The 22,499-nt window shown below is 51.4% G+C and carries 20 protein-coding genes and 1 riboswitch; of the genes, 6 read left to right on the top strand and 14 right to left on the bottom strand.

What is annotated here, in order from left to right; all coding sequences use genetic code 11:
• Positions 1–538 precede the first annotated feature (538 nt).
• Positions 539–1,318 carry a transporter substrate-binding domain-containing protein gene (locus IEV89_RS18455; protein ID WP_188474986.1) on the top strand — a complete coding sequence of 260 codons (780 nt, stop codon included), beginning with the start codon at positions 539–541 and terminating at the stop codon, positions 1,316–1,318.
• Between the two features lie 68 nt (positions 1,319–1,386).
• On the opposite strand, the gene alr is transcribed toward IEV89_RS18455, so the two are convergent.
• A complete protein-coding gene (gene alr, locus IEV89_RS18450) occupies positions 1,387–2,466 on the bottom strand; it encodes an alanine racemase (protein WP_188474985.1) in 1,080 nt (359 codons plus the stop codon).
• Positions 2,467–2,475: 9 nt separating this feature from the next.
• On the bottom strand, positions 2,476–3,882 hold the full coding sequence (gene dnaB, locus IEV89_RS18445) for a replicative DNA helicase (protein ID WP_188474984.1): 1,407 nt from the start codon (positions 3,880–3,882) through the stop codon (positions 2,476–2,478).
• A gap of 201 nt (positions 3,883–4,083) precedes the next feature.
• On the opposite strand from dnaB, the gene IEV89_RS18440 reads away from it, so the two are divergent.
• Positions 4,084–5,073: a quinone oxidoreductase gene (locus IEV89_RS18440; protein WP_188474983.1), complete on the top strand. Its 990-nt coding sequence runs from the start codon at positions 4,084–4,086 to the stop codon at positions 5,071–5,073.
• A gap of 508 nt (positions 5,074–5,581) precedes the next feature.
• On the opposite strand, the gene pspG is transcribed toward IEV89_RS18440, so the two are convergent.
• The gene (pspG, locus tag IEV89_RS18435; RefSeq protein WP_188474982.1) at positions 5,582–5,818 is read right to left on the bottom strand and encodes an envelope stress response protein PspG; all 237 of its coding nucleotides are present in this window, start codon (positions 5,816–5,818) and stop codon (positions 5,582–5,584) included.
• A 203-nt stretch (positions 5,819–6,021) separates the two neighbouring features.
• Positions 6,022–7,050, bottom strand: a complete 1,029-nt coding sequence (gene dusA, locus IEV89_RS18430) for a tRNA dihydrouridine(20/20a) synthase DusA (RefSeq protein WP_188474981.1) — start codon at positions 7,048–7,050, stop codon at positions 6,022–6,024.
• A 266-nt stretch (positions 7,051–7,316) separates the two neighbouring features.
• Between dusA and zur the strand changes: the two genes are divergently transcribed.
• Entirely contained in the window at positions 7,317–7,826 is a 510-nt protein-coding gene (zur, locus tag IEV89_RS18425; protein ID WP_188474980.1) for a zinc uptake transcriptional repressor Zur, read from the top strand.
• 174 nt (positions 7,827–8,000) lie between these two features.
• Here the strand turns inward: zur and IEV89_RS18420 are convergent, their stop codons facing one another.
• From IEV89_RS18420 to IEV89_RS18410, 3 genes are all read right to left on the bottom strand, one after another.
• Positions 8,001–8,210 (bottom strand): CsbD family protein, encoded by a 210-nt coding sequence (locus IEV89_RS18420; protein WP_188474979.1) that lies wholly within the window; start codon positions 8,208–8,210, stop codon positions 8,001–8,003.
• 132 nt (positions 8,211–8,342) lie between these two features.
• Positions 8,343–8,975, bottom strand: a complete 633-nt coding sequence (lexA, locus tag IEV89_RS18415; protein WP_229746528.1) for a transcriptional repressor LexA — start codon at positions 8,973–8,975, stop codon at positions 8,343–8,345.
• Positions 8,976–9,093: 118 nt separating this feature from the next.
• Positions 9,094–9,462, bottom strand: a complete 369-nt coding sequence (locus IEV89_RS18410) for a diacylglycerol kinase (RefSeq protein ID WP_188474978.1) — start codon at positions 9,460–9,462, stop codon at positions 9,094–9,096.
• Between the two features lie 231 nt (positions 9,463–9,693).
• On the opposite strand from IEV89_RS18410, the gene plsB reads away from it, so the two are divergent.
• The gene (gene plsB / locus IEV89_RS18405; RefSeq protein WP_188474977.1) at positions 9,694–12,174 is read left to right on the top strand and encodes a glycerol-3-phosphate 1-O-acyltransferase PlsB; all 2,481 of its coding nucleotides are present in this window, start codon (positions 9,694–9,696) and stop codon (positions 12,172–12,174) included.
• A gap of 108 nt (positions 12,175–12,282) precedes the next feature.
• On the opposite strand, the gene ubiA is transcribed toward plsB, so the two are convergent.
• The 4 genes from ubiA to pgi all read right to left on the bottom strand — a co-directional run bounded on the left by ubiA (position 12,283) and on the right by pgi (position 16,131).
• Positions 12,283–13,194, bottom strand: coding sequence for a 4-hydroxybenzoate octaprenyltransferase (ubiA, locus tag IEV89_RS18400; RefSeq protein WP_188474976.1), 912 nt, complete (start codon positions 13,192–13,194; stop codon positions 12,283–12,285).
• A complete protein-coding gene (ubiC, locus tag IEV89_RS18395; RefSeq protein ID WP_188474975.1) occupies positions 13,191–13,730 on the bottom strand; it encodes a chorismate lyase in 540 nt (179 codons plus the stop codon). The genes ubiA and ubiC overlap by 4 nt, the downstream gene beginning before the upstream one ends.
• A 100-nt stretch (positions 13,731–13,830) precedes the next feature.
• Complete coding sequence (gene psiE / locus IEV89_RS18390; protein WP_188474974.1) at positions 13,831–14,238, bottom strand: phosphate-starvation-inducible protein PsiE; 408 nt, start codon at positions 14,236–14,238, stop codon at positions 13,831–13,833.
• A gap of 246 nt (positions 14,239–14,484) precedes the next feature.
• Entirely contained in the window at positions 14,485–16,131 is a 1,647-nt protein-coding gene (gene pgi / locus IEV89_RS18385) for a glucose-6-phosphate isomerase (protein ID WP_188474973.1), read from the bottom strand.
• A 239-nt stretch (positions 16,132–16,370) separates the two neighbouring features.
• Positions 16,371–16,560: riboswitch (Lysine riboswitch) on the top strand.
• Between the two features lie 104 nt (positions 16,561–16,664).
• On the opposite strand from pgi, the gene lysC reads away from it, so the two are divergent.
• Positions 16,665–18,053, top strand: coding sequence for a lysine-sensitive aspartokinase 3 (lysC, locus tag IEV89_RS18380; protein ID WP_188474972.1), 1,389 nt, complete (start codon positions 16,665–16,667; stop codon positions 18,051–18,053).
• A gap of 148 nt (positions 18,054–18,201) precedes the next feature.
• Positions 18,202–19,119, top strand: coding sequence for a ketopantoate/pantoate/pantothenate transporter PanS (gene panS / locus IEV89_RS18375; RefSeq protein ID WP_188474971.1), 918 nt, complete (start codon positions 18,202–18,204; stop codon positions 19,117–19,119).
• Between the two features lie 65 nt (positions 19,120–19,184).
• Here panS and IEV89_RS18370 read toward each other — a convergent pair whose 3' ends face one another.
• Genes IEV89_RS18370 through IEV89_RS18360 form a run of 3 tightly spaced genes read right to left on the bottom strand, consistent with a single transcriptional unit; the run spans position 19,185 to position 22,498 of the window.
• Positions 19,185–20,837: a Na/Pi cotransporter family protein gene (locus IEV89_RS18370; RefSeq protein WP_188474970.1), complete on the bottom strand. Its 1,653-nt coding sequence runs from the start codon at positions 20,835–20,837 to the stop codon at positions 19,185–19,187.
• Between the two features lie 15 nt (positions 20,838–20,852).
• Complete coding sequence (locus IEV89_RS18365; protein ID WP_188474969.1) at positions 20,853–21,509, bottom strand: HAD family hydrolase; 657 nt, start codon at positions 21,507–21,509, stop codon at positions 20,853–20,855.
• On the bottom strand, positions 21,506–22,498 hold the full coding sequence (locus tag IEV89_RS18360; protein ID WP_188474968.1) for an ABC transporter ATP-binding protein: 993 nt from the start codon (positions 22,496–22,498) through the stop codon (positions 21,506–21,508). The genes IEV89_RS18365 and IEV89_RS18360 overlap by 4 nt, the downstream gene beginning before the upstream one ends.
• Between the last annotated feature and the right edge of the window lies 1 nt (position 22,499).

Genomic DNA, 22,499 nt, shown 5'->3' with positions numbered 1-22,499 from the left:
GCACCTAATTTGTATTAAAAAGCGAAAATAAGATTTTCAGTCGCGTTAATTATTCTTTACATGCCAAAATCACGCATTCAAATTAATAACAATGCACTGTAAAAATGAATCTGCACCAAAACAAATCACCATAACAGTGCGGCATGAAATACCCCCCTTTTAATCCTCACGCCACTATTAATAAGCCTTTTTCTTTTCATCGGTTAAGTACGACTGACATTTTCACATGCGCGACATTTTTATAAACGGAGAGAATTTGGCTGTACAGGGTACTTTCCCTGTCGCTTTATTTTGGTTTGTCGTCATTTCACACTGTAAGGACTGTACCCTAAATAATTCAAGCTACAGGAAGACGGCAAGCGAGTGAGTCCCGATGAGCTTACACAAAGCAGTGATTTGGGTGATTGAGCGCCGCCAACGCACAATGCAGCTTTAAGTAGGCGGCTAAATACTTATCGGTTATTTTTTCTTATACTGGGCGAATTATAAACAAAGACGCATTACGCTACCCTACCGCTTGATATCAAGGAAAAGCTTCATGAAGAAAACGCTAATAACCCTGACGTTACTGGCCGCCAGCACACTGGCCGCTCACGCCGAAGGCACGCCTTCACACCTGGATCGCGTACTGCAAAAAGGGGCGATTAACGTCTGCACCACTGGCGACTATAAGCCTTACAGTTTTCTCAATAAAGAGGGTCAGTACGAGGGTATCGATATCGCTATGGCACAATCGCTGGCCACCAGTCTCGGAGTGAAGGTCAATTGGGTGCCAACGACGTGGAAAACGATGATGTCAGATATGACGTCGAACAATTGTGATATCGCCATGGGCGGGATCTCCGTCACCCTCGCACGCCAACAAAAAGCCTGGTTCGCTGAAACCCTTGATCAGGATGGTAAAATCCCGCTGGTGCGCTGTGAGAATGTGCGGAAATACCAGACGATTGCGCAGCTGAACTTACCCACAGTGCGGCTGATTGAACCTGCGGGGGGGACCAACGAGGCCTTTGTTCGCAGCCATCTCCCCGATGCCAAGTTGGCACTACACGACAACGTGACGATTTTCCAGCAACTGGTGGATAAGAAAGCAGACGTGATGATAACAGATGCGTCGGAAGCGTTGTTCCAACAAAAACATTACCCGAAACTCTGTGCGGTGAACCCGAAGAAGCCGCTGCAGTATGGCGAGAAAGCCTACATGCTGCCGCGTGACGACGTGAGCTGGAAGATGTACGTCGACCAATGGCTTCACCTGAGTAAAGCCAACGGCGATTATCAGAATCTGGTGAGTAAATGGTTAGCGGTAAAGAAATAGTCTTTGTCGCTATCGTCCATGTTGATGCGCCCTTGTCGACCAAAAGCATAGGGCGCAGCAAGCTGCGCCTATTCTCCTACATAAATGCGGACAACGCGTGAGGTCAGCTGGGTTATTAGCTCATACTGGCTGATTCCGGTCGCGGTGGAAACCTGTTCGACCGGTAAACCTTCCCCCCAGAAAATAACCTCATCACCCACAGCGTCACGAGCATCAGGACCGAGATCGACTGAAATCATGTCCATGGACACGCGGCCAACAATCGGCACAATTCGGCCATTGACCAGTACTGGCGTACCACTCGGGGCGCTACGCGGATAACCATCGCCGTATCCCATAGCGATAACACCTAATCGTGTTTCACGCTCACTTCGCCAGATCCCACCGTAGCCAACCGGTTCCCCAGCGGCATGGTCACGCACGGCAATCAGGCTGGAAGTCAGGGTCATGACGGGTTTTAGCCCATAATGCACGGCATCGTCGGAATCCAGCGGCGAGACACCGTATAAAATAATGCCGGGCCGCACCAGATCCATATGTGCGTCTGGCCATAGGAGCACACCACCTGAAGCGGCAATGGACGTCAGCCCCGGCTTACCCTGTACAAACTGCAGAAAAACGCGCAACTGGTTTGGCGTGGTTTCCGCGTCCGGTTCGTCTGCACGGGCAAAGTGACTCATGATATTCACCGGTTGCTGCACGTTAGGACAGGCACACAGACGCTGATAAAACGCCTCAGCTTCCGCGGGATGCACACCTAGCCGGTGCATCCCGGTATCCAGTTTCATCCACACGTTTAGCGGTTTAGACAACGTGGCTTGCTCAAGTGCGGCGAGCTGCTCGTGGCTGTGGACAGCCGTATCCAGCCCGTGCGCCACGACCTGAGGTAAATCCTCAGCGCTAAAAAAACCCTCGAGTAACACAATTGGCTTCACCACACCGCCTGAACGAAGTGTCAGCGCTTCGCTCAGGCGAGCCACACCATAACAATCCGCATCCTGCAAACTGTGAGCTGCATCGAGGAGGCCATGTCCGTAAGCATTGGCTTTCACCACGGCCATCACACGACTTTGCGGCGCCAAATGCCGCACCCGTTGTAGATTATGTCGCAAAGCGCGGCAATCAATCACCGCCGTAGCCGCTTTCATTTCTATTCCTTAATCTTCATCATATTGCGGACCGCCATAGTTATCAAAACGGGAGAATTGGCCATTGAAGGTCAATCTCACCGTGCCAATCGGACCATTACGCTGCTTGCCCAGAATGATCTGAGCAATACCTTTCTCTTCGCTGTTATCGTGGTAAACCTCGTCACGATAGATGAACATGATCAAGTCAGCATCCTGCTCAATAGAGCCAGACTCACGTAAGTCGGAGTTCACCGGACGTTTGTCAGCGCGCTGCTCCAGACTTCGGTTAAGCTGTGACAACGCGACGACCGGGACCTGCAACTCTTTCGCCAGTGCCTTAAGCGAGCGAGAGATCTCGGCGATTTCCAATGTACGGTTATCAGACAAGGCCGGCACACGCATCAGTTGAAGGTAGTCGATCATGATCAGACTCAGCCCACCGTGCTCACGGAAAATACGCCGTGCACGCGAGCGAACTTCGGTGGGAGTCAGCCCGGAGGAGTCATCGATATACATGTTCCGTTTCTCCAGCAAAATACCCATCGTACTGGAGATACGCGCCCAATCTTCGTCGTCAAGCTGACCCGTACGGATTTTGGTCTGATCCACGCGCGACATGGATGCCAGCATACGCATCATGATCTGGTCACCGGGCATTTCGAGGCTGAAAATCAGTACCGGCTTTTCCTGCATCATCGCAGCATTTTCACAGATGTTCATCGCGAAGGTCGTTTTACCCATCGATGGACGGGCTGCGATGATAATTAAGTCGGACTTTTGCAAGCCTGCGGTTTTTTTATTGAGATCGGCATACCCAGTGTCGACGCCAGTCACACCATCATGCGGGCGCTGGAACAGCTCCTCAATACGTGAAACAGTGCTTTCCAAAATGCGGTCAATGCTTTTCGGGCCTTCATCTTTACTGGCACGGCTTTCGGCAATCTGAAAAACGCGTGATTCGGCCAGATCCAGCAGATCTTCACTGCTGCGGCCCTGCGGGTCATAACCCGCATCGGCGATTTCATTGGCGACCGAAATCATTTCACGCACTACAGCACGTTCACGAACGATATCAGCATAAGCACCAATATTCGCGGCACTTGGGGTGTTTTTCGATAATTCGGCTAAATAAGCGAACCCACCCACGGAGTCTAAATCGCCCTTCTGCTCCAGGGATTCAGACAGCGTGATCAGGTCAATCGGCTTGCTCATTTCCAACAAGCGCTGCATTTCGGTAAAAATCAGACGATGCGGACGGCTAAAGAAGTCATTACTGACCACGCGTTCCGCTACGTTATCCCAGCGCTCATTGTCCAGCATCAGGCCGCCCAGAACGGATTGCTCAGCCTCCAGCGAGTGCGGCGGAAGCTTGAGGCCTTCCATCTGGCGGTCGCGGTTTTCGTTCTGTTGATTGGTCGGTTTTTTTGCTGCCATCAGTCGATTAATTCCTGGTCTAAGAGCCTGTTTTCAGAACATGCAATGGAAATGGGTTATCAAAATGGGGCATATGATAACGCGTCAGTATACGCAATTATATTTCCTTGTAATGCCTCATTTCCAATTGGTCTTAGCCGCGCTGGATTGTCTCAATTAAATAGCCTAGGGTTACCACTGGCCCGATAACGAGGAAGCAAAATGGCTAAGCGCATTCAATTTTCCGCCATCGGCGGACCCGAGGTTTTGCAATATGTCAGTTTTCAACCACCAGCCCCCGCAGCAGGCGAAGTGCAGGTCGAGAACAGAGCAATAGGGATAAATTATATTGATACCTATATGCGCAGCGGTCTGTATCCAACGGCTTCGCTACCGTCAGGCTTAGGGACGGAGGCGGCGGGGATAGTGAGTAAAATAGGCAGCGCGGTGACGGGCATTAAGGTCGGAGATCGCGTGGTGTATGCGCAGTCCGCACTCGGCGCGTACAGCGAAATCCATAACGTGCCGCAGGAGAAGATCGCCCTGCTGCCCGATGCCATCAGCTTTGAACAAGCTGCAGCCTCCTTTCTGAAGGGCCTCACAGTCTATTATCTGCTGCGTTTGACGCACACCGTTAAAGCGGGCGAAACCTTTCTGTTTCATGCCGCAGCCGGCGGTGTTGGGCTCATTGCCTGTCAATGGGCCAAAGCGTTGGGGGCTAAACTCATCGGCACTGTCGGCTCAGACGAAAAAGCCGAGCGTGCTAAACAGGCGGGTGCATGGGCGACGATCAATTATCAGAAAGAGGATATCGTGGCACGCGTTAAAGAACTGACCGCCGGAGAGAAAGTTGGGCTGGTGTACGATTCCGTCGGCAAAGATACCTTTGAGCGTTCGCTCGATAGTCTTAAGCCACGCGGATTGCTGGTCAGTTTCGGCAATGCTTCTGGGCCGGTGGAGGGCGTTAATCTGGGGATCCTCACGCAGAAAGGCTCGCTATACGTGACTCGTCCGTCGCTGAATGCTTACATCACCACCCGCGAAGAGCTGAAAACTGCCAGCGATGAACTGTTCTCTATGATCGCCAGCGGCGCAATCAAGGTCGACGTTAGCGAAGCACAAAAATTTCCGCTGTCCGAAGCCAGGCGCGCACATGAAACGCTGGAGAGCCGCTCCACGCAGGGTTCCAGCTTGCTGATCCCAGGGAAATAGTTAAGCCCAAGTTTATGAGCGTTACAGCAAGCCAGAATGAGAAGGCATCGAGATAAGTTGACTCAGGTAAGCGATTCCTGTGAATGAGTGCCGCTCACACCGTGGCGGCGTCAAGGGAAACGGGGATGATGGATGCAAAAAGGGCCTCCAATATGGAAGCCCTTTTATGCTGTCTGTCTCAGACGACCTCTGATTCAAGACGGGTACTGCTGTAGGGTACTACCTGGTAAACCCGAAAGGCGATGTCACTTCAGTGACTATTTTATAGCTTATCGGACTTGATGAATTCAGCGCTGCGGCCTGATAACCACGCATTGATTTCATCCTAACAGCCACCCATGTTAAAAAATATGATAAATACCGTTTTACCGCACATTCTGATCCAGCTTGTGATCGCTAGCACATAAGTAAAAGTTATAGATGTAACAATTACATTTTTATGTGCTCAGGAGTAGACCACTAACCATCTTAATTTCATGAAGTTATGATAATACTTTGGAGTCTACAACTACGGCAGGCGGCGGCGACGATATTTTGGCTGGTCCGGCTTAATAAACTTCCGGTAAACCCAGACGACGAGCACGGCAAAAACCAACCATGGCAACATTTTTATAACAATTGCCAAAAATCCACCAAACATCATCAAAGCAAATGCCACAATCAGTGCGGCGATCATCCCTAGCACTGAAATGCCGGTCAGTATCAGCATAAAGAAAAAACCAAGCACAAAGAGAATTTCCAGCATCGCATGCTCCTTACAAACAGCGAGAAAACGGAATCAGCCTGACAAGTGCCATTCTGAGGTATAGATGATGTTACAAGAAACATGCCAGAGCGGCGGGGAAATTAACTTATTGAAAAACAAGAATAATCATAACCGCCTCGGGGAATGAACCTGGCGGTTATGTAGTAACTCAGACTAACCTTTGGCGATTTTCACTACTTTACTCAGGCCTGAATCAGTGCCCTTTGTGCCTGGGTAACCCGTTGCAACGCCTGTTCAACCACATCGATGCCCGCTCCCGGCTTGTGAGCATTTTCGCTGAGATGGCGACGCCACTGCCGGGCGCCAGGTACACTCTGGAAGATCCCCAAAATATGGCGGGTTATATGCCCGAGATAAGTCCCTTTCGTCAGTTCCATTTCAATATAGGGATACATGGCACGGATGATGTCCGGCGCAGTGCGCGGTGGGGCATCAATACCAAACAATTCATGATCCACGTCCAGCAGCATACCCGGATTTTGATAGGCTTCGCGCCCAACCATCACACCATCCATATATTTCAGATGGGTTTTGGCCTCTTCCAACGTTTTAATCCCACCGTTAATAGCCATGGTCAGGTGCGGGAAATCTTTTTTCAGCTGATAAACGCGAGGGTGATCCAGCGGCGGGATCTCACGGTTCTCTTTTGGGCTGAGGCCGGAAAGCCAGGCTTTACGTGCGTGAATAATAAAAGTCTCGCAGCCGCCATTTTCAGCGACTTGCTGTACAAAGTCACAGAGAAATTCATAGCTATCCTGCTCGTCAATACCGATTCGGGTTTTGACGGTGACCGGAATCGACACCACATCACGCATGGCTTTAATACAATCGGCAACCAGCGAAGCCTGTGCCATCAAGCAGGCACCGAACATGCCGTTTTGTACGCGGTCAGATGGGCAACCGACGTTCAGGTTGATTTCATCATAGCCACGCTCTTCGGCAAGTTTAGCGCACTGGGCCAGATCGGCAGGATGACTTCCGCCCAGTTGCAGCGCCACTGGATGCTCGGCATCACCAAAGCCAAGGTAGTCACCTTTACCGTGGATAATCGCCCCGGTAGTCACCATTTCTGTGTATAGCAGCGCCTGGCCGGTCATCAGTCGATGAAAATAGCGGCAATGACGATCGGTCCAATCGAGCATCGGCGCGACGGAAAAACGTTGCGCGGAAAATGGCATAGCATGAGTTTTGGGATTTTGATTTTCTGACATCGACCTGAAATTCGCTGAAGAAGGTGTGCGGGACGCGCCTTCCAGCATTATGCCTGGAAGGGAGTTAATCGGTGATTATACCACAGAACAAAGATTAGGCACTCCGCCTCGCCAGCACCTCATGGAACAACGGAAAACCGACGCACACCAAACAATGACACACGGGAAAGACGGCGCATAATTCGTCGATTCCATCGAAGCATGATAAAATCCATCTTCGCCTTGTTCAAAGCGCTCAACCCAGCAGCGTACTCAGAGAACCTTTTATGACCCTGACCAATCCGGATCAATTACTTGCACAGGCCGAAAAACTTTGTGTGCAACGAAATGTGCGTCTGACGCCACAGCGACAGGAAGTACTGCGTCTAATGACGCAACAGCCTGGTGCCATCAGTGCTTACGATCTATTGGATTTATTGCGCGTCAGCGAACCCCAGGCAAAACCACCGACCGTTTACCGGGCGCTGGATTTTCTTCTGGAACAGGGGTTTATTCATCGTGTGGAGTCGGCCAATAGTTATGTACTTTGTCTCCACTTTGAGGAGCCCAGCCACACTTCGGCACTATTTATCTGTGACCGCTGTGGATTAGTGACAGAGAAAACGACTGATGGTATCGAAGAGCGGCTGGCAAAACTGGCGGCGGATTCCGGGTTTGAGTTACGCCATTCCGTAGTTGAAGCGCATGGCATGTGCGGCGAATGCAAGGTCGTTGAACAATGTGACAGCCCAGACCATTGCGAACATGACCACAGCATCGTCACTAAAAAACGCTAAAGTGTTTATGTTTTACAGTGAGGTATTTGAAATAGTGCGGGGAGCGAGGTAGCGTTACAAACTTATATCCTATGAAGAGTGGTACATCCCTGTACCATGCATCCTGAAAGCATTCCCGGGTAGGAGCAGCGTATTTCTCAGGACACATCATTGATGTGCAAGGGAAATGACGACTTACCAGTGATATTTGTTATCCGCTTCCCAAGACTTGAGTTCTTTCTCGGCTTCTTCTTTCTTATAGCCGTAACGTTCCTGGATTTTACCCACCAGCTGATCACGCTTCCCTTCCACCACCGTCAGGTCATCATCAGTCAGCTTGCCCCATTTTTCTTTCACTTTGCCTTTAAACTGCTTCCAGTTACCTTCGGTTTGATCCTTATTCATAACAAATTCTCCTATTACCTTGGGTTAGGTTGTCGTGCTTTATGAAACACTCTAATTGCTTACCACATGAATAAGAGTAGTTGATAATTTGGCTTTTACCTCAGATAACAGCGATACACGCCATGATTAGGATTATTCCAGAGTGATAAGTAACGATAACCGCTGGATAGTTAACTTAAGGCGGTAAAGGAAATAGTTTACCGCCGCAGGAAATGAGAGATGGGAATTGGAGGTGGGAATTAGATCTCGCAGATCAACAACGATAGGCTCAAAATCGCTATTTTCAGGCAGAAGCTGAACAATACTACCTTGTTTTTTCAAGCGTTTAACCGTCACTTCATCATCAATACGAGCGACGACAACCTGACCATTTCGCACATCCTGTGTTTTATGCACAGCCAGTAAATCACCGTCGAGAATACCAATATCGCGCATTGACATACTTGGCTTAAACATTGCGGGATCAACCTGATAATGCCCTTCAATATGTTGCTGTGCCAACAGAGGTTCACCGGCTGCGACGCGACCAATCAGTGGCAAACCCTCTTCTTCTTCCATCAACAAGCGAATGCCACGCGACGCACCAGAAACAATCTCAATAACACCTTTGCGTTGCAGTGCTTTAAGGTGCTCTTCCGCTGCATTAGGTGAGCGGAAACCCAAACGCGCGGCGATCTCAGCACGGGTTGGTGGCATACCGGTGGTGGCGATATGATCGCGAATGAGGTCGTAAACCTCTTGTTGTCTGACTGTTAAAGCTTTCATCCCGCCCCCTGATTTTTTATACAGTATTGCTGTGAGTATATACAGGTACTCTCTGAATGAAAACCTAAGAGTGAATAAAAACAGATGCTAAAGCAAAATATGGAATCTTGATTCCGCTTTAGAACCAACGCGGCCAAAACACGCTGACCCAGGTGAAAACCGCCAGTATAATAGTGAGCAGAACCGCCGCAGAGCCAATATCTTTGGCGCGCCCTGACAGCACGTGAAATTCGTGCCCAATACGGTCAATAGCACATTCCACGGCGCTATTTAATAATTCGACGATGATCACCAATCCCAGAACCCCGACTAACAGGATGCGTTCAATGCTGGTTACATCAAGGAAAAATGTCAATATGATGAAGGGCAGTACACCAATCACTTCCTGGCGAAAAGCCGCTTCGTGTTTCCATGCAGCGCTTAAGCCTTTGAGCGAAAAGCCTGCAGCCTTAGCGATGCGGGTTAACCCGGTAGATTCATTTTTCATGTGTTATTCGTCTTAACGGTAAAGTTGCGGCATTTTATACTTAAAAGCTCTCAGGTTGCAGCAGGACGGCAAAGGAATGACTCTCTAAAAACTTAATTAGGCAGGTGATTGAAGTGAGTGAGAGAAAGCAATGCCGCGGCAGCTTGAAGGATGAAGAGTATCACCACAGACCCCATACCCACTTTCTGGTATCCTTTCGACGAATTGCTAACAAAGAGGCTTCACGTTTTTATGTCAGGTTGGCGTAGACTTTATTATACCTTATTGAATTTACCACTAAAATTACTGGTAAAGAGCAAGGTCATTCCAACAGATCCGGTTACCGAGTTGCGCTTAGATCCAACTCGGCCGATCCTGTATGTTTTGCCTTATCATTCAAAGACAGATTTACTGACCTTGCGCACCCAGTGCCTGGCGCAGAATCTGCCCGATCCCCTTATTCCATTGGAAATTGACGGCGTACAGCTGCCTAGCCACGTATTTATCGCTGAAGGACCACGCGTATTTACTTATTACACGCCGAAACTTGAGTCGATCAAACTGTTCCACGACTATCTGGACTTGCATCGCAACAACCCACTGCTGGACATTCAAATGTTACCTGTATCGGTAATGTTTGGCCGTGCACCGGGTCGCGAAGGGCAAGATACACCCCATCTGCGCGTGCTGAACGGCGTGCAAAAGTTCTTTGCTGTGTTGTGGCTGGGCCGTGACAGTTTTGTGCGCTTCTCCAATACGGTGTCACTACGCTATATGGCAACCGAACACGGTACCGATAAAACTATCGCCCAAAAACTGGCCCGGGTCGCGAGGATGCACTTTTCACGTCAGCGGCTGGCCGCGGTGGGGCCACGTTTGCCGGTGCGTCAGGATCTGTTCAATAAATTGCTGGCATCCAAAGCCATTGAGAAAGCCGTCGAAGACGAAGCGCGCAGCAAAAAGATTTCCCACGAAAAGGCCCAGCAAAACGCCATTGCTTTGATGGAAGAGATTGCCGCTGATTTCTCCTATGAAGCCGTTCGCCTGTCCGATCGCGTATTAAGCTGGACCTGGAACCGCCTCTATAAAGGCATCAACGTCAATAATGCTGAACGTGTCCGGCAGTTGGCGCTGGATGGTCAGGAAATCGTGTATGTGCCCTGTCATCGCAGCCATATGGACTATTTACTGCTCTCTTACGTGCTTTACCATCAGGGGCTAGTCCCGCCACATATCGCTGCGGGTATCAATTTGAATTTCTGGCCAGCAGGGCCGATTTTCCGCCGTCTGGGCGCGTTCTTTATCCGACGTACCTTTAAGGGTAATAAGCTTTACGCAACGGTATTTCGTGAATATCTCGGCGAACTATTCACTCGCGGTTATTCGGTTGAATACTTTGTTGAAGGTGGACGTTCACGTACCGGCCGTTTGCTGGAACCGAAAACCGGCACGCTGGCAATGACCATTCAGGCGATGCTTCGCGGCGGTTCACGCCCCATCACGCTGGTCCCGATTTACATCGGTTACGAGCACGTGATGGAGGTCGGTACCTATGCCAAAGAGTTGCGCGGTGCGACAAAAGAAAAAGAAAGTTTTATGCAAATGATCAACGGATTGCGCAAACTGCGTAACCTCGGTCAGGGTTACGTTAATTTCGGCGAACCGCTGCATCTCACCACCTATCTCAACCAGAATGTACCGACATGGCGTGAGTCCATCGATCCTATCGAAGCCCACCGTCCAAGTTGGCTGACGCCAACGGTGCAGGATCTGGCGGGGAAAATCATGGTGCGTATCAATAACTCTGCAGCGGCCAACGCCATGAACCTGTGCTGCACGGCGCTGTTAGCCTCGCGTCAGCGTTCACTGACGCGCGAACAGCTAACCGAACAGCTCGATTGTTATTTGCAACTGTTGCGCAATGTGCCTTACACGGCTGATTCCACCGTGCCAAACCTGAACGCAGAGCAGCTCCTCGACCACGCACTCAACATGAATAAGTTCGAAGTCGAGAAAGACAATATTGGCGATATCATCATTCTGCCGCGTGAACAGGCCGTATTGATGACATACTACCGCAATAATATTCACCATCTCCTGGTACTTCCCTCACTGATTTCTAGCATTATCATGCACCATCAATCAGTCACTGGTGTCGAATTACTGCGTCAGGTCGCACTCATTTTCCCGATGATGAAAGCCGAACTCTTCATGCATCACAGCAAAGAAGACCTTCCTGTCGTGCTGGAAGTCCTTTGTGCTGAGCTGGCACGTCAGGGGCTGATCAAGCTCGATGGTGAAACGCTGTCGCTGAATCCGACGCGTATACGTCCGCTGCAACTGCTCGCTGCTGGTGTGCGTGAAACCTTGCAGCGCTACGCCATTACCCTCTCCTTACTGACCAACAACCCAAGCATCAGCCGCGGTGCGCTGGAGAAAGAGAGTCGAATTATGGCTCAGCGTTTATCTGTACTGCACGGCATCAACGCACCTGAGTTCTTCGACAAAGCCGTGTTCACCACGCTGGTTGGAACGTTACGTGCGGAGGGTTTTATCAATGATATTGGTGATGCTATCCCTGAACATACGCGTGAAATCTACACCATCCTCAGTGATTTATTGACTCCGGAAATCAAGCTAACGATCGAAAGCGCAGGTATGCCGTCTGAGCTTCCGCAGGCTTCTGCACCGCTCGCTGAACCGAAAGTAGATGTACGGGATACTGACCATTAGTTAAGCCTTTGGGGGGGTTAAAAACCCCAACTCACACCACGATAAAAATAAAACGCCCGGCACTCTTTACTGAGAGCCGGGCGTTTTATTTTATGAATAAAGTCAGCGTCAGAAACTGAAGTGCGACAGGCTCATCAGGATGCCGAGGAACAACACCAGCCCGACATAGTTATTCTGGCGAAAAGCGAGGAAACAGGCATCACGGTCGCGCTTAGCGGTGAGTTTATGCTGATGCGCAAACAGTGCCGCAGCGAGTAGCAACGACCAGTAGAACGGTGCACTAAGCTGTGCCAGATACCCCACCATCGCCATCAGCGCCAGCATGGCTAATTGCAGAATACCGTTGATAAGATTGTCAAAACGACCAAACAGGATCGCCGTCGACTTGACGCCTATTTTCAGGTCATCGTCACGATCGACCATCGCGTATTGCGTGTCATAGGCGACGGTCCAACAGATATTGGCGGCAAACAGCAGCCAGCAGCTAAGTGGTACAGATACACTCACCGCCGCATAGGCCATTGGAATCGACCAACCAAAGGCGGCTCCCAAGACCACCTGCGGCAAATTGCTCACCCGTTTAACGAACGGATAGATCCACGCCAGTGCTAATCCGGCCAACGATAACAAAATCGTCATGCGATTGAGGGTCAGTACTAACAGGAAAGAAGCCAGAACCAAACTGACAAACAAGATTTTGGCCTGTTTACTACTAATAGCGCCACTCGGCAGTGGGCGGTTGGCAGTACGTTTAACGTGACCATCAAACTTGCGGTCGGCGTAATCATTCACCACACAACCGGCTGCACGCATAAAGAACACGCCGAGTACGAAAACCAACATAATTTTCAGCGATGGCATAGCGCCACCCGCCAGCCATAGCGCCCATAGCGTCGGCCACAGCAGCAGCAGAGATCCGATGGGTTTATCGATGCGCATCAGGCGGCAGTAATCACGCCAATGTCCCTGAGAAAGGCTCGCAGACACCTCTTGATCCCCTTGTTGATTGGCCTGATTCATCCTTTCGGCACCTTGTTTTCGGGGCGATGAACAGGCGATTCAGGCAGAAAGATTTCGGTCAGTAGCAGGGGTTTGTCGGAAAGGCGCAGTCTGGAACGCCGAGCCCACAGATCACCCTGTTCATGCTGTAAGAGACCGAGATGAATATAGTCGCGGGTCAGTGTGTTACCACCGAACAGGTAACGACCCAGCGGCACCGTACCAAGATCCACCAGCGCCAGATCGGGACCCGTCAGTGTTTCCTCCGGGATCACCGTGCGCCCCAGCAGCCATGGCTCATCATCGCCAAATAGCACCACTTCGCGTACCCAATAGCGCTCACTCGTAGGTAACTGTTGGGCTTCGCTTTCGCCCAGCTCTTCACGGCTGACGAAGCATTCGCGCTTGGGTTGTACTGTTACGGTTACGCCTTGCTTTTCAAAACGGCGGGTCATGGAGCCCATTTCCATCAGCCAGTCGGTAACATCAGCAGGAACATGCTGCGGATCGTCAAACCAGTGAATGGGCGGCTGTGTGGGGGAGTGAGACTCAGACATTACGAACTCCGTGACGGGAAATATTGAACTCCCCTATTAATCATTAGCTTCGCATTCTAGCGCAGAATACGTCAGCAGCAATCAGCTTGCTGGCAACCCGTTACTCACGGCGCAGGCGTTCGCTATTAGCCATGAACAATGTGATCACCAGAACCAGAATTGCACAGGCATAAACCAGCGTATCGTACGGGCTTTTGTGGTCAACGATAATCAGCCGAATAATTGCCGTTATTCCTATATAAATAAAGTAACGCAGCGGGAAATGATACCCGGATGAAAAGTACTTAACAATCAGCGCGATAAACTCAAAATACAAGAAATAAATGACGATACCTTCAATCAATAAATAGGAGGATGACTGGTCATTATTGACGAACAGCACCATGGACAAATGGTAAGTTTCACGCCCCAAAAAGAGCATTAAGATCGCCGCCAGTCCCAATAAAAACATGTTCAAAATTCGCTGCATAATGACGGCTATCATAGTTCCACGTTTAGAACCTGCCATGTGATCTACATCCCACTTTTGTTATTAATACTCGCAGAATACCACAGTGCCAGCGAAGAAAAAGTGGCATTAAAAAAGGCTAGCCTGCAACGGCTAACCTTTTATTTTCGATGTATTACTCACGCTCTAATGCCCTAAATCATTCGAGTTGCATCAAGGTAGCAACTGAAAGAACGATGGAAGCACACATCAGTATGTGACCGGCGTTCTTAGCCAACGCAGAAGCGTCTCGAAAGATGATGAGAATTAGCGCCAGTTTTTGAAGCGATTAATGAGCCCATTGGTTGAGCTATCATGGCCAACCACGTCTTCATCGCCTTTTAGTTCTGGCAGAATACGGTTCGCCAGCTGTTTACCCAACTCTACACCCCATTGGTCAAAGGTGAAGATGTTGAGGATTGCACCTTGGGTGAAGATTTTGTGTTCATACATAGCAATCAACGCACCTAAGCTGTACGGCGTGATTTCGCGCAGCAGGATAGAGTTGGTTGGACGGTTACCCTCAAACACTTTGAACGGCGCAACGTGTTTTACGTCTTCAGGTTTCTTGCCCTGCTCCGCAAATTCTTTCTCTACGACGTCCAGAGACTTACCAAATGCCAATGCTTCAGTCTGTGCAAAAAAGTTAGACAGCAGTTTGGCGTGGTGATCGCCCAGTGCGTTATGACTGACAGCGGGAGCGATGAAGTCACAAGGGATGATTTTGGTGCCCTGATGAATCAACTGATAGAACGCGTGCTGACCATTAGTGCCTGGCTCGCCCCAGATGATCGGGCCAGTCTGGTAATCCACTGGGTTGCCGTTTCGATCGACAAACTTACCGTTAGACTCCATGTTGCCTTGCTGGAAGTAAGCAGCAAAACGGTGCATATACTGGTCGTATGGCAGGATAGCTTCCGTTTCTGTGCCATAGAAATCGTTGTACCAGATACCGATCAGTGCCAGCAGAACCGGCAGGTTTTTCTCCGCTGGCGTATTGGCGAAGTGTTTGTCCATAGCGTGTGCGCCACTGAGCAGTTGTTCAAAGTTTTCGAACCCCACAGACAGTGCGATAGACAAACCGATGGCGGACCATAAGGAGTAACGTCCGCCGACCCAGTCCCAGAACTCGAACATGTTGTCGGTGTCGATGCCGAATTCGCTGACAGCTTTACCATTGGTAGAGAGCGCGGCGAAATGTTTGGCAACGTACTTGTCTTCGCCCGCCGTTTTCAGGAACCAGTCACGCGCACTGTGCGCATTGGTCATGGTTTCTTGCGTCGTGAAGGTTTTTGATGCCACCAGGAACAGGGTAGTTTCCGGGGACAGGTCTTTCAGCGTTTCGGCGATATGCGTACCATCAACGTTGGAGACAAAATGCATATTCAGGTGGTTTTTGTATGGACGTAGCGCCTCGGTCACCATGAATGGGCCAAGGTCAGAACCACCGATACCGATGTTGACCACGTCGGTAATTGGCTTACCGGTGTAACCTTTCCAGTCACCGCCAATCACGCGCTCGGTGAAGCCTTTAATCTTCGCCAATACTGCGTTAACTTCCGGCATCACATCTTTGCCATCTACCACGATCGGCGTATTGCTGCGATTACGCAGGGCAACGTGCAGCACGGCGCGGTCTTCGGTGCGGTTGATCTTCTCACCAGAGAACATCGATTTTATTGCGGCCTGTAGATCAGTTTCTTTCGCCAGTGCCTGCAGTTTATCCAACGTCTCGCTGGTAATGCGATTTTTGGAGAAATCAACCAGCATCTGGTCTTCAAAGGTTGCAGAAAACTTGAAGAAACGGTCGCCATCTTCAGCAAACAGATGGCTAATCTGCACATCTTTCATCGTATCGAAATGCTGCTGCAGTGCTTGCCAGGCAGCGGTCTGAGTTGGATTGATATTTTTCATAGCAATACTCTTAGGCTGAGAATAAATTTGAGGTAACTATACCGATTGTATCCTGAACTTCCTGAGATGAGATGCCTTTTCTTGCGATAGGTCCGATCTGTGAAATCACAATGACAGATAACAAGATTAGATGAGAATTACTCAAAATGTGGCGTGATTGGCCGTCAGACCGTTGACAGACGGGCGATAACCCGTTATTCCTAAGCGCCTAACTCGCACGCGTGCTCATGCACGGTGTGTGAGCCAGAAGAGGCGCGTCGCCCAGGCAGTGTACCGGAGGAGCCGGATTCCTACGAAGGTGCATCAGGGGGAGCGACGCCGAGGTCAAACGCTGACGGCAGGCGAACGATCGACCACAGGGGCTGAATCCTCTGGGTTGTCACCGAGATATCTGCAAGGGTATCGGCAAGGTGGAGCGCTTCTGGGTGTATCGTAGCTTCTCTACGTCTGCTCCCGTTTCCCGCTCTTCCCTAGTGCCAATTCTTATGGAATAGATGGTCGTGTTTTTACGCGACCCTGACACGAGGTTTACCATGAATCACGCTGTATCCCGCAACGCCAACGCCCCTTCTAAGGGCACCACGGTTGTCGCCAAATTTGGCGGCACCAGCGTAGCGGACTTCGACGCCATGAACCGTAGCGCCGAGGTTGTTCTCGCCAATTCCGATGTGCGCCTGGTGGTACTTTCAGCCTCTGCGGGCATCACCAATTTGCTGGTTGAACTGGCTTTAGGCCAGGACGTCGAGCGTCGGATATTTCTGCTCGACGAAATCCGCCGCATCCAGACCGCCATCATCGACAGGCTTGATAAGCCGGATGTGATCCGCGATGAGATCAGCCGCATGCTGGATAACATCGGCATGCTGTCAGAAGCGGCGAGCCTGGCGACGTCAACAGCGCTGACAGATGAACTCGTCAGCCACGGCGAGCTGATGTCCACCTTGCTGTTTGTTGAAATTCTGCGTCAACACAATGCCCCGGCAGAGTGGTTTGACGTGCGTAAAGTCATGCGCACCAACGACCACTTTGGCCGCGCCGAGCCGGACACGGATGCCCTGTCTGAACTGGCTATTCAACAATTGCAACCCCGTCTACAAGAGGCACTGGTGATCACTCAAGGCTTTATTGGTAGCGAAGGTAAAGGCCGGACCACCACGCTAGGCCGGGGCGGCAGCGATTACACCGCCGCCCTGCTAGCCGAAGCACTGAGTGCTGCACGTGTTGATATCTGGACCGACGTCCCCGGCATATATACCACCGATCCTCGCGTGGTACCGGATGCCAAACGCATCGACCGCATCGCGTTTGAAGAAGCGGCTGAAATGGCCACTTTTGGTGCTAAAGTGTTACACCCAGCCACGCTGTTACCGGCAGTGCGCCGCGGCATTCCAGTGTTTGTCGGCTCAAGTAAAGACCCATCAGCTGGCGGCACATTAGTGTGCAATACCACCGACAACCCGCCGCTATTCCGCGCCCTGGCGCTGCGCCGCAAGCAAACATTGGTCACGTTGCACAGCCTGAGCATGTTGCATTCGCGCGGTTTTCTCGCCGAGGTATTTGGCATTCTGGCGCGTCACAATATTTCAGTCGATTTGATCACCACGTCAGAAGTCAACATAGCACTGACATTGGATACCACGGGTTCAACCTCTTCGGATGACAGCCTGCTCACGACATCGCTGCTGACTGAGCTGTCCTCACTGTGTCGCGTGGAAGTCGAAGAGAACCTGGCGCTGATCGCCATCATCGGCAACAAACTGTCACAAGCCTGTGGCGTCGGAAAAGAAGTGTTCGGCGTGCTCGATCCGTTCAACATCCGCATGATTTGCTACGGAGCAAGCAGCTACAATCTCTGCTTCCTGGTACCGGGCAATGATGCTGATCAGGTGGTTAAAACACTTCATCGCAACCTATTCGAATAAGAACGGGCGCGGTGCATGTCAGTGCCGGGCCTTTGTGCCCGGTTTTTTTATGCGCCCGGTTTTATGCTACACCCCAAATGCTATGGCAAAGCTTTACCTGCAACATCACATAATTAAAAACAACAAAGACCAATAAGGGATCCTCACCATGTTAGCCAAAATAACCCGCCTGTTCCCGCTGTGGGCCGTGCTGCTCTCCGTCGCCGCCTACTATACGCCGGGCACCTTTACGCCCATTGCCCCACACGTCGCGACACTGCTAATGCTGATCATGTTCGCGATGGGCGTCACGCTGGAGTTCGGTGATTTCAAACGCGTGCTGTCACGCCCGGCGCCGGTGGCCGCCGCTACGTTCCTGCACTATCTGATTATGCCGCTGGCGGCATGGGGGCTGGCTAAACTGTTTCATATGCCAGCAGATTTATCGGCGGGGATGATTCTGGTGGGCAGCGTGGCGTCAGGTACCGCATCCAACGTAATGATTTATCTCGCCAAAGGGGATGTCGCCCTGTCGGTGACGATTTCTGCCGTCTCCACTCTGGTCGGTGTTTTCGCCACCCCGCTGCTGACGCGCTTCTACGTCGATACCCACATTAAGGTCGATGTGGAAGGCATGCTACTGAGCATTTTGCAGATTGTGGTGATCCCGATTTTAGCCGGTCTGATTATTCATCATCTGTTCACCAAAACCGTGAAACGCATCGAACCGCTGCTGCCGCTGTTTTCTATGGTGTGCATTATCGCCATCATCAGTGCCGTCGTGGCGGGCAGTCAGGGCTTTATCGGTTCTGTCGGTCTGGTGGTGATTGTGGCCGTGATCCTGCATAACGGTATTGGTTTGCTGAGTGGTTACTGGGGCGGGAAACTGTTTGGTTTCGACGAAACCACCTGCCGTACGCTGGCGATGGAAGTCGGTATGCAGAACTCAGGGCTGGCGGCAACACTCGGCAAAATGTACTTCAGCCCGCTGGCGGCGTTGCCAGGCGCTCTCTTCTCGGTATGGCACAATCTGTCAGGTTCTTTGCTGGCCGGTTACTGGTCCGGTAAGCCGGTCAAAAAAGACTGATTTCCAGACTAAAAAGAATATGAAAAAGAAACGGGCGCCTTCCTCAGCGCCCGTTTTGATTCGTACTACACCCGTTGCACATCATCATTCGGTTCGCGCTGCTCATCTTCCTGCTCATCCTGATCCAGCACGTTATAGGCCACCGCACAGAACAGTGAGTTCAGACGTTTCATATCCCCCAGCAACCCGAGGTGCAGCGAGCTGGTTTCGATACTCTGCACATTATGCTGATGCAGGCGATCAACGTGCGCATGCGCATAACGGCGGTCGAGAATGCGGAAACGGTGTTTGGAGCGGCGCAGACGGCGCGCACTGGTCAGATCGTTCGACAGGAAAACGCCCAGACTCAGACGCAGGTTATCCTGCAATTTTTCATGTAAGCCATCCAGCTCCACCAGTCCTTCCGGCGAGAACGCGCGGCGCGTAGCGTGGGATTTGGCGGTGATATCGCCGGTCATGCGCTCGATAATGTCACCGGCCTGTTCGAGGTTCAGCGCCATTTCGATGATTTCGGCCCAGCGGCGGGAATCATCCTCGCCCAGTCCTTCCTTGTTGATTTGCGCCAGATACAGTTTGATGGCGGTATAGAGCACATCAACGTCATCGTCGAGACGCCGCACTTCGCGATCCTGCGCCAGTTTACCGTGCATCACTTCCCGGTTGAGAATCAGCATATGTTCGACCACGTCGCCCATGCGCAAGGTTTCACGGGCGGCATTGGCCAGCGCCAGCGTCGGGGTATCAATTGCGCTGACATCCAGATGGCGCGGACGCAGACGGGGATCATCTTCAGGTACATCGGCAATCATCATCTCGCAAACCTTCGCCATCGGCGCAGTCAGCGGCACCAGCGCCAGGCAACGGATCAGGTTGTAGAACATGTGGAAGTAGATCACCAGTTCTTCATCCGGAATGCCAAGCCGCGCCAGTTGCGTCGACAACAGTCCGACAAACGGCAGCACAATCACCAAACCAATCAGTTTAAACAGCGTGCTGCCGAGCGCCACACGTCGCCCCGCCGCATTCTGTTTACTGGCGTTAATCATTGCCAGCAGCCCGCTGCCGAGGTTGGCACCGATGACCAGACAAAGTGACACTTTAAGCGAAATCACGCCGGTCGCGGCAAGGGTTGCCGTCAGCAAAACAGCCGCCAGACTGGAATAGCTGATGATGGCAAACACTGCGCCGGTCAGGGCATCGAGCAGCACATCACCGGTCAGGGACGAGAATAAAACCTTAACGCCGGAGGCCTGCATGATCGGCGTCGCTGCGCCCACAATCAGCTCCAGCGCCAGTAAAATCAGCCCCAGCCCGATACCGACACGGCCCATTTGCCCCGCGCGGGTTTGTTTACGGCTGAGGAAGAACGCGACACCGACGAAAATCAGCAGCGGAGAAAGCCAGGAGAGATCGAAGGTCAGGATACGCGCCATCACGGCGGTCCCGACATCTGCACCGAGAATAATCACCAATGCTGGAGCCAGTGCCACCAGCCCCTGCGATACAAACGACGTGACCAGCAGCGCGGTAGCATTACTGCTTTGCACCAGCGCAGTAACGCCAATGCCCGCTACAAACGCTAGCGGTTTTTTCTCGACACTGTTACTCAGAACACGGCGCAGATTGGCGCCAAAGACACGCATGATGCCGGTGCGCACGATGTGCGTACCCCATACGAGCAGAGAAATAGCAGACAACAAATGTAAAAGGGTTAACACGAAAGAACAGCTCCATTAACGCCAGGCATAGACCGGCCATCCTGCCTGCCGGGCGTGTTGGTGCAGGATAGCGTCCGGATTGACTGCACACGGCTTGCCAACCTTAGTCAGCAAGGGCAGATCATTATGAGAATCCGAATAAAAACTGGCGTGCTGCAACTGTGAAACATCTTGATTAAGCAGTTCCATCAGCCGCGTGACTTTCCCCTCACGGTAAGTCATCACGCCTTGCGTCGTGCCCGTGAAAATTCCCTTTTCAATGCCAACACTGATCGCCAAAGTGTCGTTAACACCGAGATAACGCGCGATCGGGGCAACCAGATGAGCACCTGAGGCCGAAATCACCACGATGCGATCGCCGCGTGCACGATGCTGTTCCAGACATTCACGAGCATCATTATAGACGCGCGGAGCGATCACTTCCTGGATATAACGCTCGATCATTACTGCAACATCTAATTCACAGCGACCTTTCAGCGGTACCAGCGTACAGGTCATGTATTCCTGCATGTCCATCTGACCTGCGGCATATTGCTGCATCAGTAGAGTGTCGCGTTGCAGGAAGGCCTGCTCATCCGCTACCCATCCCTGTGCCACCATATAGGCAGACCACAGGCTAGAACAGTCGCCGTTAATCAGAGTTTCATCGAGATCAAACAGCGCCAGACTCATGCCACTTCCCGTAACGTAACAAGATCTAACTGAAGACCAATTTCAATGCCATCGGCGAGAAGAGAGGCTACAGATCGGTTTAATACATCCACTGACAGCTCAACATTATTCGCCAGCACGCGATAACGTACGACGTTGCCAAGCAGGCTGTGATGTAAGATTCGGGCAGGAATGCCCTGTTCAGGCGCACATATTACAATCGATTCAGGGCGAATTGCCACCTTACCACCGTAGTGCTGGCCGGTCAGCGCTTGCGCATCAGTGGCATTGAGTAAGTTATAACTGCCGATGAAACCGGCGGCAAAGGCATCAACCGGCTCAGTATACAGGGTTTCGGCATCCGCATTTTGTACGATTTTTCCTTTATTCATCAGCACAATGCGATCTGACATCGTCAATGCCTCTTCCTGATCGTGGGTCACGAAAATCGCTGTCAGGTTCATCTCACGCTGAATGCGACGGATTTGTTCGCGCAGATGTTTACGGATCCGCGCATCCAGTGCAGACAGCGGCTCATCCAGCAACAGTAGGCGTGGCTCAGTGACTAATGAACGGGCCAGCGCCACGCGCTGACACTGCCCTCCGGAAAGCTGATGCGGGTAGCGCTTTGAGTACTCATTCATTTCGACCAGCGCCAGCACGTCGCCGACTCGCCGATGAACTTCACTGGACGATAATTTCTGCATTTTCAGGCCGAACGCCACGTTGCCTTCCACCGTCATGTTAGGAAACAACGCATAACTCTGGAAGACCATACCGATGCCGCGCTGCTGCGGGCTGAGCGGAACGATATCCTGCCCCTGCAAAATAATCTGCCCACTGTCCACAGATGTCAGCCCAGCCAGACAACGTAGCAATGTCGATTTTCCACAGCCGCTGGGACCCAGCAGAGTAACGAATTCGCCCTCTCTGGCACTGAAATCGATGTTGTTGAAAATCTGCGTCTGACCATAATGCTTGTTGAGTTGTGTGACCTGCAAATAGGACATA

Origin of the sequence: Hafnia psychrotolerans (assembly GCF_014639435.1) — a bacterium.
GTDB lineage: Bacteria > Pseudomonadota > Gammaproteobacteria > Enterobacterales > Enterobacteriaceae > Ewingella > Ewingella psychrotolerans.
Note: the sequence above shows the minus strand (reverse complement) of the source record. Positions and strands in the feature narration are given on the sequence as shown.

Bases quoted from the DNA above. Each gene is read 5' to 3' on its own strand.
- IEV89_RS18365 (WP_188474969.1), bottom strand. From the start codon at position 21,509: ATGAGTCTGGCGCTGTTTGATCTCGATGAAACTCTGATTAACGGCGAC.
- dusA (WP_188474981.1), bottom strand. From the start codon at position 7,050: ATGTCAGAAAATCAAAATCCCAAAACTCATGCTATGCCATTTTCCGCG.
- IEV89_RS18420 (WP_188474979.1), bottom strand. From the start codon at position 8,210: ATGAATAAGGATCAAACCGAAGGTAACTGGAAGCAGTTTAAAGGCAAA.
- ubiC (WP_188474975.1), bottom strand. From the start codon at position 13,730: ATGTCTGAGTCTCACTCCCCCACACAGCCGCCCATTCACTGGTTTGAC.
- zur (WP_188474980.1), top strand. From the start codon at position 7,317: ATGACCCTGACCAATCCGGATCAATTACTTGCACAGGCCGAAAAACTT.
- panS (WP_188474971.1), top strand. From the start codon at position 18,202: ATGTTAGCCAAAATAACCCGCCTGTTCCCGCTGTGGGCCGTGCTGCTC.
- IEV89_RS18410 (WP_188474978.1), bottom strand. From the start codon at position 9,462: ATGAAAAATGAATCTACCGGGTTAACCCGCATCGCTAAGGCTGCAGGC.
- pgi (WP_188474973.1), bottom strand. From the start codon at position 16,131: ATGAAAAATATCAATCCAACTCAGACCGCTGCCTGGCAAGCACTGCAG.
- plsB (WP_188474977.1), top strand. From the start codon at position 9,694: ATGTCAGGTTGGCGTAGACTTTATTATACCTTATTGAATTTACCACTA.
- IEV89_RS18440 (WP_188474983.1), top strand. From the start codon at position 4,084: ATGGCTAAGCGCATTCAATTTTCCGCCATCGGCGGACCCGAGGTTTTG.
- dnaB (WP_188474984.1), bottom strand. From the start codon at position 3,882: ATGGCAGCAAAAAAACCGACCAATCAACAGAACGAAAACCGCGACCGC.
- alr (WP_188474985.1), bottom strand. From the start codon at position 2,466: ATGAAAGCGGCTACGGCGGTGATTGATTGCCGCGCTTTGCGACATAAT.
- lysC (WP_188474972.1), top strand. From the start codon at position 16,665: ATGAATCACGCTGTATCCCGCAACGCCAACGCCCCTTCTAAGGGCACC.
- ubiA (WP_188474976.1), bottom strand. From the start codon at position 13,194: ATGAATCAGGCCAATCAACAAGGGGATCAAGAGGTGTCTGCGAGCCTT.
- pspG (WP_188474982.1), bottom strand. From the start codon at position 5,818: ATGCTGGAAATTCTCTTTGTGCTTGGTTTTTTCTTTATGCTGATACTG.
- IEV89_RS18360 (WP_188474968.1), bottom strand. From the start codon at position 22,498: ATGTCCTATTTGCAGGTCACACAACTCAACAAGCATTATGGTCAGACG.
- lexA (WP_229746528.1), bottom strand. From the start codon at position 8,975: ATGAAAGCTTTAACAGTCAGACAACAAGAGGTTTACGACCTCATTCGC.
- IEV89_RS18455 (WP_188474986.1), top strand. From the start codon at position 539: ATGAAGAAAACGCTAATAACCCTGACGTTACTGGCCGCCAGCACACTG.
- psiE (WP_188474974.1), bottom strand. From the start codon at position 14,238: ATGGCAGGTTCTAAACGTGGAACTATGATAGCCGTCATTATGCAGCGA.